The organism is Streptomyces lycii, assembly GCF_009735685.1.
GTDB classification, from domain to species: Bacteria; Actinomycetota; Actinomycetes; order Streptomycetales; family Streptomycetaceae; genus Streptomyces; species Streptomyces lycii.
The window spans coordinates 19,491-29,559 of record NZ_WHPN01000332.1; the positions used below are offsets into that span (position 1 = coordinate 19,491).

At 71.6% G+C, this 10,069-nt stretch carries 8 protein-coding genes and 1 tRNA gene; 3 read left to right on the forward strand and 6 right to left on the reverse strand.

All coding sequences use genetic code 11. The annotated features are described in order from the left end of the window. Positions 1–48 precede the first annotated feature (48 nt). The 5 genes from GCU69_RS21250 to GCU69_RS21270 form a co-directional block, all read right to left on the reverse strand. On the reverse strand, positions 49–1,530 hold the full coding sequence (locus GCU69_RS21250) for a sulfatase-like hydrolase/transferase (protein ID WP_098754837.1): 1,482 nt from the start codon (positions 1,528–1,530) through the stop codon (positions 49–51). Then, complete coding sequence (locus tag GCU69_RS21255) at positions 1,527–2,507, reverse strand: aliphatic sulfonate ABC transporter substrate-binding protein (RefSeq protein ID WP_156206908.1); 981 nt, start codon at positions 2,505–2,507, stop codon at positions 1,527–1,529. The genes GCU69_RS21250 and GCU69_RS21255 overlap by 4 nt, the downstream gene beginning before the upstream one ends. A 128-nt stretch (positions 2,508–2,635) precedes the next feature. After that, entirely contained in the window at positions 2,636–3,418 is a 783-nt protein-coding gene (locus tag GCU69_RS21260; protein ID WP_098754839.1) for an ABC transporter ATP-binding protein, read from the reverse strand. After that, a complete protein-coding gene (locus GCU69_RS21265) occupies positions 3,415–4,221 on the reverse strand; it encodes an ABC transporter permease (protein ID WP_098754840.1) in 807 nt (268 codons plus the stop codon). Before GCU69_RS21265 ends, GCU69_RS21260 begins: the two co-directional genes overlap by 4 nt. A 16-nt stretch (positions 4,222–4,237) precedes the next feature. After that, positions 4,238–5,548: an ROK family protein gene (locus GCU69_RS21270; protein ID WP_235978609.1), complete on the reverse strand. Its 1,311-nt coding sequence runs from the start codon at positions 5,546–5,548 to the stop codon at positions 4,238–4,240. A gap of 441 nt (positions 5,549–5,989) precedes the next feature. On the opposite strand from GCU69_RS21270, the gene GCU69_RS21275 reads away from it, so the two are divergent. Together GCU69_RS21275 and GCU69_RS21280 are read left to right on the forward strand one after the other, a co-directional pair. After that, complete coding sequence (locus tag GCU69_RS21275) at positions 5,990–6,883, forward strand: formylglycine-generating enzyme family protein (protein ID WP_408055829.1); 894 nt, start codon at positions 5,990–5,992, stop codon at positions 6,881–6,883. Between the two features lie 627 nt (positions 6,884–7,510). Then, a complete protein-coding gene (locus GCU69_RS21280; RefSeq protein WP_098755223.1) occupies positions 7,511–8,185 on the forward strand; it encodes a M23 family metallopeptidase in 675 nt (224 codons plus the stop codon). 252 nt (positions 8,186–8,437) lie between these two features. On the opposite strand, the gene GCU69_RS21285 is transcribed toward GCU69_RS21280, so the two are convergent. Then, a tRNA-Leu gene (locus tag GCU69_RS21285) sits at positions 8,438–8,525 on the reverse strand. A 472-nt stretch (positions 8,526–8,997) separates the two neighbouring features. Between GCU69_RS21285 and GCU69_RS21290 the strand changes: the two genes are divergently transcribed. Further along, on the forward strand, positions 8,998–10,062 hold the full coding sequence (locus GCU69_RS21290; protein WP_156206911.1) for an alpha/beta hydrolase: 1,065 nt from the start codon (positions 8,998–9,000) through the stop codon (positions 10,060–10,062). Positions 10,063–10,069 lie beyond the last annotated feature (7 nt).

A 10,069-nucleotide genomic window follows, 5' to 3' on the forward strand; every position in this document is an offset into this window, starting at 1 on the left:
CTCCTCGTGCGGGGGCTCCTCTCCGTGCGGGGGCTCCTCTCCGTGCGGTCAGGGCGCGGAGAGCGGGATGGTTCCTTCCGGCTCGAAGGCGCTCAGGCTGGGGTCGTAGTCGCAGGCTCCGATGTCGTACATCGGCGTCATCCAGTGGTAGAAGTTGTCGCCGCGCTCGCGCAGCAGGTCGTACAGGCGGCGCATGAGCCGCCCGCGCACGGGCGCGTACTCCGGGTGCGGATACCGGTTGTGGAGTTCGTGCGGGTCCTCGGCCAGGTCGTACAGCTCGTTGACCGACTCGGGGTTGACGACCAGCTTGTGGCGGTCGTCGCGGATCATCCGCTGCGGGTAGGGGAAGTGGTGACCGTGGAACTCGGCGACCAGGTCGGTGGGCCAGTCCGGGTGTTCGCCGCGGACCAGCGGCACCAGGCTGCGGCTGTCGACCGCGGGCGCCGTGTCGCACCCGGCCAGGTCGAGGATGGTCGCCGTGCAGTCGGTGAGGGAGACCAGCTCGTTTCGGACCTGCGGGGCCGAGCCGGGGATCCGGACGATGCCGGGGATGCGGTAGATGTCCTCGTACATGGCCGGGCCCTTGTCGTGCAGCCGGTGGGCGCCGGTGAACTCGCCGTGGTCGGCGGTGAAGAAGACCGAGGTGTCGTCGCTCAGGCCGAGTTCGTCGAGCTTGTCCAGGATCCGCCCGATCTGCTCGTCGATGAGGGTGACGTAACCCCAGTAGACGGCGATCAGTTTGCGGGTGACCTCGATCGGGATCGTGTCGAAGGTCCAGTGCCTGCTGTAGTTGCGCTGCACCGGGGGTTTGCCCTCGAAGGTCTCCGCGATCGAGGCGGGCAGCTCGACCAGGTCCGGGTCGTAGCGGTCGAAGCAGGAGTCGGGCAGCAGATAGGGCAGGTGCGGCCCGAAGAAGTGGGTGGCCAGGAAGAACGGGCGGCCGTCCGCGGCGTACTTCTCGAGCATGTCGACGGCCCGGGTGGCGAGGTAGTACTCGAACGTCGCCTCCACCGGCTGGTGCAGCCGGGCGGCGAGCAGATTGCCCGGGTTGCCGTTCGGCGTGGTGCCGCGGACCGGATCGGAGATGCGGTACGGCGGCAGCCCGCGCTCCTCCAGATAGGCCAGGTAGTCGGGGTGGTCGACGGGGTTGTGCCAGCCGGGGAGGTCCGGCCCGTCGAAGCCGTACGAGGCGGCGTTGCGCCGGGTCCCGCCGTGCCATTTGCCGACCAGGCCGAGTTGGTAGTCGTGCTCCCGCAGCGCGGCGGGGAAGGTGAACACGTCCTCGCGCAGGTCCTCCAGATAGCCCACGTTGCGCTCGTGGTTGGCCAGCAGCCGGTGCCGGAACGGGGCCTGCCCCGTCAGCAGGCTGGCGCGGGCCGGGGTGCAGATGGCCGTGGGCGTGTAGCAGCGGTCGAAGCGGGTGCCGCTCGCCGCGAGACGGTCCAGGTTCGGGGTGGCCACGTGCGGGTTGCCGTAACAGCCCAGGGTGTCCACGCGGTGCTGGTCGGTCATGAGGAACAGCAGGTTCACTTGGCGTACGCCTCCGTGTAGACGTCGCCGGTGTAGAACTCCGACGGGTCCGGCGCCGATTCGAGCGTGCCGGTGCGGACGAAGAAGTCGCTCAGGCCGTCCAGCCATCCGTCGACGGTGCCGTCCTTGGTCTTGGCCACGATGTCGGCGGTCGACATGACCTCGACGTGTCCGGCGTCCGCCTCGACCTTGTCCCGGTCGAGCTCGAGCAGCTCGGCGGTCAGGGTGATCGACTCCTCGTAGTGCTCGGCCCGCCAGTCGTTGGCCTGCTGCAGGACCTTGACGACCTTGCTGTTGAACTCGGGCTCGACGTCGTTGCGCGCGACGAAGGCGGTGGGGAAGGAGTCCTCCATGTTTTCGGTGCTGGACAGCTCCCGCAGGTCCGGCACCTTCTGCTTGATGGTGTCGATCAGCGGGTAGAAGATCCCGGCGCCGTCGATCTGCCCGGACGAGAAGGCCGAGACGACCGTGGACGGGTCCATCGGTATCTTCTGGATGTCCTCGGCGGTCATCCCCGCCTCGTGGAGCGCGAGGTTGAGGATCATGTCGCCGGACGTGCCCTCCGGTACGCCGACCTTCTTGCCCTTCAGGTCCTTCATCGACGTGATGCCCGGCTGGGCGATGACCCGGTCCGCGTAGGTCAGCGTGTTGATGGCGGCGACCTCGACCCGGCCGGAGGCGGGCAGCCACATGGCTCCGGGGCCGATGTAGCCGTAGTCGAGGTCACCGGCGCCGAGCGCCTCGACCTGCACCGGGCCGTTGTTGAAGGCCTTGACGTCCACGGTGAGGCCCTGCTTCTTCCACAGGCCCCGCTCGTCGGCGATGGCCAGCAGGCTGGCGCCGTTGTAGTCGCTGATGTAGCCGAAGTCGACCGTGGAGTCGTTGGCGGAACTGCCGGAGCAGCCGTTCACGGACAGCGACAGCAGGGTGGTCGTGGCGGCGGCCGTGAGAGCACGCCGCATTCTGCTTCCGGGCATGGTGGAACGGTCCTCTCGGGTGAGTGACACGGGACTCGGGTCCCGGGCGGGCGGTGGGAGGCCCGGGTGACTCCGGAGGCCGGCGGCCGGCCGCTCGGGGCCGGCCGCCGTTCGGGCGGCGGTGGCGGTCAGGCTGCGGTGGTGGTCAGGTTCTGGTGGTAGACGGCGTGCCAGACCTCGTTGCGGATCCGGGTGAACTCGGGTGAGAGACGGACGTCCTCGGTCCGCGGATACGGCAGGTCCACGTCGATCACCGCGTGGACCCGGCCCGGCCTGGCGGCCATGACGACCACCCGGCGGCTGGCCAGGCAGACCGCCTCGTCGACATCGTGGGTGATGAACATGACGGTGCGCTGTTCCTGGCTCCAGGTGGTGAGCAGCTGGTCCTGCAACTGCACCCGGGTCAGCGCGTCCAGCGCGCCGAAGGGCTCGTCCATCAGCATGACCTGCGGGTTCACCGCGTAGGCACGGGCGATCGCACAGCGCTGCTTCATGCCGCCGGACAGCGTCTTGGGCAGCGCGTCGGCGAAGTCGCCCAGCCCGACGAGTTCGATGGCCCGCTCGGCACGCTCCCTGCGTTCCGGGGCCGGGGTCGAGGCGATCCTCAGCCCGAACTCCACGTTGTGGCGCACCGTCAGCCAGGGGAAGAGGGCGTACTGCTGGAAGATCACACCCCGGTCCGGGCCCGGCCCGGTGACCGGCGCGTCGTCCACCAGGACCTGGCCCGCGGAGGGTTCGAGAAGCCCGGCGGCCATGCTCAGCAGGGTGCTCTTGCCGCAGCCGGACGGCCCGACGACGGTGAGGAACTCCCGGTCGGCGACGTCCAGCGAGACATGGTCGAGCGCGGTGAAGGTGGTGTCCTTCAGCTCGTACGTCTTGACGACGTCCCGGAAGGAGATCTTGGGTGTCATCGGCGCTCCTGCCAGTTGGTGAGGCGGCGTTCGGCGCGGAGCAGCAGCCGGTCCATGACCAGGCCGAGCACGCCGATGGCGATCAGTGCCACGAAGATCTGGGACATGAGGTAGTAGGTCGAGGCGTTCTGCATGCGGTAGCCCAGCCCCTCCTGGGCGCCGATCAGTTCGGCGGCGACCACCGTCGCCCAGCAGGAGCCGAGCCCGATCCGCATCCCGACGAGGATGAACGGGGTGGACGCGGGGATGACGACCTTGAGGAAGATGGTGCGGTCCGACGCGCCCAGCACCCGGGCGGCGTTGATCAGCGTCCGGTCCACGTCGACGACGCCCTGGAAAGCCGCCACGACGCAGGACATGAACGCGGCGAGAAAGATCACGAAGATCTTCGGTGTCTCACCGATCCCCATCAGCACGATCGCCAGCGGGATCAGGGCGAGCGGCGGAATGGTGCGGAAGAACTGGATGTACGGCTCGATCAGCCCGCGGGCCACCGGATACCAGCCCATGAGGAAGCCGACCGGAACGGCCAGCACGACGCCGAGCGCGAAGCCGGTGAAGACCCGGCGGAGGCTGGCCAGCGCGTCGTCGAAGAGCATGCCGTCGCTGATCATGCGGCCCGCCTCGGTCGCCACGCCGGCCGGCCCGGGCAGGTGCTCCACGCCCCGGGACGCCAGGGCCCACACCACCAGGCCGAAGACCAGCGCGACCAGGCCGAGGACGAGGGAGCGGGCGGCGCTCCGGCCGCCCCGCCGTCCGGGCGGCTGGGCGGACTTCTTCTCGGGTGCGGTGATCACTGTCATGGGTGCCTCACCTTGCTCATGGGGTCTCCTCGGGATCCGGCCGTGCCGGGTAGCGCGAGAGCAGCGGGGATTCGTGCAGCACCAGGGCGATGCCGCCGAGCGCGGCTCCGGCTTCGCCGAGCGCGGCCCGTCGCAGGTCGACCCGGTGCCGGGCGCCGGCCATGATGTGTGATCCGAGGGCCTGTTCGACGGGGGTGGTGAGAGCGGGACCCGCCGCGGTCAACTCCCCGCCGATCACGATCACCCCCGGGCCGATCACGTTGCAGGCCGCGGCGACCACGGTGCCGACATGGGTGCCGACCCGGTCCATCAGCCGCCGCGCCACGGTGTCGCCGGATTCCAGTGCCGCCACCAGAGCGGTGGTGTCGCGGGCCTCTCCCCCGGCGGCACGGTAGGCGTCGAGCACGGCCCCCACCGACGCCACGGTCTCCAGGCATCCGGTGCCGCCGCACTGGCAGCGGGCCCCGTCCGCTTCCACGGTGATGTGGCCGAGTTCGCCGGAGAGCCCGTACGGACCGCGGTGCAGGGCGCCGCCGACCACGAGTCCGCCACCGACACCGTGTGAGAGCCGCAGGTAGATGACGTCCTGCTCCCCGGCCGCGGCGCCCCACACGGTTTCGGCGAGGGCGGCGAGCCGGGTGTTGTTGTCCAGCAGCGTCCGGACCCCGAAGCGCTTGCCCAGCAATGCCGGCAGGACGTCCGCCGGACCGGTGCGCGGCGGCTCGTCACCGGGCGCGTCGCCAGGGGCGTCGCCTCGGGCGTCACCGGGCGCGTCGCCTCGGGCGTCACCGGGCGCGTCGCCTCGGGCGTCACCGGGCGCGTCGACAGGCCCGACCACACCCACGCCGATCGCGCTGAGCGCCCCGAGTCGCAGTGTCCCCCCGGCGAGCGTGGAGACCAGGCGTTCCGCGATGCCGACCCGGTCCTCCCAGGACAGGTCCGCCGCGTGCGGCTCACTGGCCGAGCCGATGATCTCGTGCGCGACGTTGGCGGCGGCCACGTGCACGGCCCGCCGCGCGAAGTCGATACCCAGCGCCTGCCCCGCCTCGGGGTTGAGGGCCAGGGTCTCCACCGGCCGGCCGCGCTTGCGCAGCGCCGGGTCGGGGGCCACGGAGACGACGGCACCGCCGGAGAGGAGCGCGGCGATGATGTCGTACAGGGTCGTGCGGGACAGCCCGCTGTAGGTGCCGAGGGCGCTGCGGGTCAGCGGGCCGTGCTTGCGCAACAGGTCCAGGACAAGCTCTTCGTGCCCCCGGCGCAGCCGGGAAAGCCGGGAAGGCTGGGAAGGCCGGGAAGGCTGGGCAGGGGAGCCGTCGTGATGCTGCATGACGGACAGCATGGTGACGCCTCTTGTTTTTCGTCAACACTCCGGAAAAAATATCTTCGGGCTCGCTCACCCCCTCCCCCGCCCCTCAGAGCGCCGCCCGTCGCATCAGGGAGAGTCCGCATGGAGCACACCGGAACCGAGCCCCGCGCGAAAACCTGCTGCTCACCCGCACGCGGCGACCGGCCTTCCGCCACCGGTCCCGGACCGTCGACGGAGTCCCCGGCACCCGCCGGTCCGGCGCACCCGGCGGGTTCGGCGGGTTCGGCAGACTCGGCGCACCCGGCGGGTTCGGTGCGCTCTTCGGAATCGGTGCGGCCTTCGGGTGCGGCCGGGCTTCCGGATTCGGCGCGGCGTTCGGATTCGGCGCCGTCATCGGGTTCCGCGTGGCTCGGCGGTCCGCGGCCGTCCGCCGGTCCGCGGAAGCCCACCGGTGCCGCGCCCCTGTCGCCGTCCGGCAGCACCGGCAGCACCGGCACCGCCACCAGCACCGACAGCACCGTACTGCTGCCGGGCGGAACGTTCCTGATGGGCACGGAGGACGCGGAGGGGTTTCCCGCCGACGGCGAGGGACCGGTCCGCCGGGTGCGGGTCGACTCCTTCCGGATCGACGCGTACGCCGTGACCAACCGGGACTTCGCCGCCTTCGTGGCCGACACGGGCCACGTCACCGAGGCCGAGCGCTTCGGCTGGTCGTACGTGTTCGCTGGGTTCCTGCCCGCCGCGCTCCGGCGCGGAGCGGCCCGCCCCCCGCAGACGCCGTGGTGGTGCGGGGTTCCCGGGACCTGCTGGCGGGCCCCCGAGGGGCCGGGCAGCGGCGTCGGCGACCGCACCGGCCACCCGGTGGTGCACGTGTCCTGGAACGACGCCGTCGCCTACTGCCGGTGGGCCGGCACCCGGCTCCCCACCGAAGCCGAATGGGAGTACGCGGCCCGGGGCGGCCTGGAGCAGCGGCGCTACCCCTGGGGGGACGAGCTGACGCCCGGTGGCGAGCACCGGTGCAACATCTGGCAGGGGAAGTTCCCGGCCGGGAACACGGCCGAGGACGGTTACCGGGGCACCGCTCCGGTGGACGCCTACGAGCCGGGCGGTTTCGGCCTGTACAACATGGCGGGCAACGTCTGGGAATGGTGCTCCGACTGGTGGGGCACCGACCACACCCGTGCCCGGCGTTCGAATCCCGCCGGCCCGCGGACCGGCACGGCCAAGGTCATGCGTGGCGGCTCCTATCTGTGCCACCACTCCTACTGCAACCGCTACCGCGTCGCCGCCCGCACCTCCAACACCCCGGACAGCACCACGGGTAACCTCGGCTTCCGCTGCGTGCGCGACGCCTGACCCGTACACCCGCACATCCGGACACCCCGCAGGCCCGGCCCTCCGGCCCCGCCGCCGCCCTCGCCATGGCCATCGCCGCCACCGTCACCGCCGCCACCCTCGCCATCGCCATCGCGACCCTCGCCTCGCCTTCGCCGCCGTCGCCGCCGCTGTCGCCGCCGCCGTCCGCCCTGCCGTCCGCCCTGCCGGCTGCCCCGAAAAGGCGCCCGAGAAGGCGCCCGAGAAGTCGTGGATCATGTGATCCCGTGAGGTGTCGCACGTGGCGGGCGTCACCTACGAAGCGAAATAGGACATACCCTTTCTTCTTTTCCGGGCATTTTGTCCGTTACGCGAAGAGCCGCCCGCCCCGGCCGCCCAGAGGCCGCGGGAAACCCCGGCCTCCGCACCCCCGCACACAGGCACCCCGGGGTCCCCTCCCCGCCGCGGGGTGGGATTCGAAGGCTCCACGGACGCGCCCGCCACCGCCCTCACCCCGGCGCGGAGCGGCTGCTGGCTACGGCATTTGTTAGTAGATGGGGTTCTTGTCCCCCTGGGCGGGGCGGGTTACCAAGGTAGAGCGATCGCGGCGAAATGATTTGTTCTCGCCGTTTCGCCCGATCTTCCCCCTTCTTCGGAGGTAGCCCCCTTATGTCGAAGCACGCCCAGATCCTCGCCAGCATGAGCCCCCTGCACCGCCGCGCCGCCCTGGCCGCCGCGGGCCTGGGAGCCACCGCCGTGCTGGGGACCGGGGCCGCGCTCGCACAGGACGACGCGCCGGCCGACACCGCCAAGAGCACGGGCACGACCCAGTCCGCCGAGGCGAAGGCCGGCACCAAGGCCGCCGCCAAGGCCGACGCCGAGGAGCGCGCCGGCGACAAGGGCGCCGCGGACCGCTCGAAGCGCGACAAGCCCACCGCCGCGTCCTGGACCAAGCCGGTGGACGACTACACCAAGGGTTCCGACTTCGGTATCGGCGGTGACCGCTGGGCCAACAAGCACTCCGGCCAGGACTTCGTCGTGCCGACCGGCACCTCGGTCAAGGCCGCGCACACCGGTACCGTCGTGACGGCCGGCTGGGGTGGCAGCTACGGCAACAACGTCGTGATCAAGCACGGCGACAACACCTACACCCAGTACGCCCACCTCTCGAAGCTCGGCGTCCAGCCGGGCGACCAGCTGAAGACGGGCGAGGAGATAGGCAAGTCGGGCTCCACCGGTAACTCCACCGGCCCGCACCTGCACTTCGAGACCCGTACGACTCCTGAGTACGGCTCCGGTGTCGAGCCGGTCCACTTCCTGAAGGAGCGCGGCGTCACGCTGTGACCCGCGGCCGGCAACGGCAGAGCACAGCTCGCATCGGCCCCCGGGCGCCCAAGAGGCGCCCGGGGGCCGATGCGTGCCCGCCGCCGGAAAGCGCATCCGCCGGAGGAACGCGCCCGCCACAGGAACGCGCGCCCGTCGCAGGAGCCGCGGTTTGCCGGTGCGCGCCCCACCCGGTACGGAGCTTCGCCCCGGCGTCCCTGCGCGCAGCCCGGAACAGCAAAAACCCCAGGCACCCGGCCTGGGGTTTCTCTGTGGTGTCCGAGGGGGGACTTGAACCCCCACGCCCGATAAAGGGCACTAGCACCTCAAGCTAGCGCGTCTGCCATTCCGCCACCCGGACAAGGTGTTGTCGCTGCGGGCTCCCGCGGCGACATGCACAACGATACCAGGGGTTCGGAGTGCGTTTCACCTTCGTATCCCTGCGGGCGGGGGGTGGCGGCAGGCCGGGTGAGCTGCTGTTCTCACGCTCCGCGGTCACCCGGTCGGCCGAGGGTCCCGAAGGGAGCGGCGGTCGGGGACGGGGCTCCGGGTGAAGGGAGGGCTGCCGTCCGGGGGAAGCCCGGGATGTCCCGGTCCCCGGGGCCCGCGACAGCGGGGAGGCTGGCTCCCGTAACGACCGGCCCGTACGGAGAACGACCGGCCCGGCGCGGAACACCCGCCCGTACGGCAAGCGCACGCCCCGCATGCGGAACACGCAGTTCCGAATGGAGACCGCACGGTCCTCCGGCGGAGGGACGCACGGCTTCGCACCCCGGACGGGGCCGCGCCGTACGGAGAACCGGGACAGTCAACGCGACAGTCAGGAAGCAGCCATGGCCAGATCTTCGTTTTCGCGCCGCCGGCTCGTCGGCGGTGTCGCCGCCGCCTCGGCCGCGGGGCTCGCGAGCCCTCTCCTCGGGGCCGGGACCGCCCGCGCCCGCCCGGCCACGGCCTCCCCCGCCGCTTCCGGAGGCGCGGGCGGCGTCCGCGTGCTCGGCGAGCGGCGGACCGGCGGGCGGCTGCTCGACCTGACCCTGCGCTCCCCGGCGCTCGGCGCTGACGCCGAGGTCCGCCTCATCACGCCCTCCGGCTGGGACGAGCGCGCCGAGGACGACCGCTGGCCCGTGCTGTGGCTGCTGCCGGGAGGGGACGGGGACCACAAGTCCTTCACCCGCGAATACCGCTTCCAGGAGCTGCCCGAGCTGCGTCACATCCTGGTCGTCATGCCCTCGATGCCCTTCTACGGCTTCTACACCGACTGGTGGAACGGCGGTCGCGGCGGCACTCCCGCCGTCGAGAGCTTCCACCTGCGCGAGGTGCTGCCGCTCCTCGAACACCGCTACGGAGCGGGACGGCGCCGGGCCGTGGCCGGGGAGTCACAGGGCGGCTACGGCGCGCTCACGTACACGGCGCGGCATCCGGGCACGTTCCGGGCGGCCGCCGGCGTCAGCGGTTTCCTGCACCCCCTGATGTACGTGAAGGCGGTCAGCGGAGGGGCGGAATTCCTCGGCGTCGACTGGCGGCGGATCTGGGGCGACCCGGTGCGGCAGCGGCACGTCTGGGCGGCGCACGACCCCTTCCACCTCGCCGACCGGCTCAGGGGCGTCCCCGTACACATCGCCTGCGGGGACGGCACACCCGGCGCCCTCGACCCCCCGGGCACCGAACCGGACCCGGTGATCCCGGGGCTCCAGGACCTGGCCGGGCTCTTCCCGGAGGAGGTGATCTCCCTGACCGAGGCCGTGCTGGGCGACGAATCACGAGCGGTGGCCCACCGATTCCGGCAACGGGGGGTCCCCATCACCACGCACTTCTACCGGGGGACGCACAGCCCCGCGTACTGGGAGCGGGAGCTGCGCGCCGCGCTCCCGGCACTGCTGGACGCGCTGCACCGCTGAGGCCGGC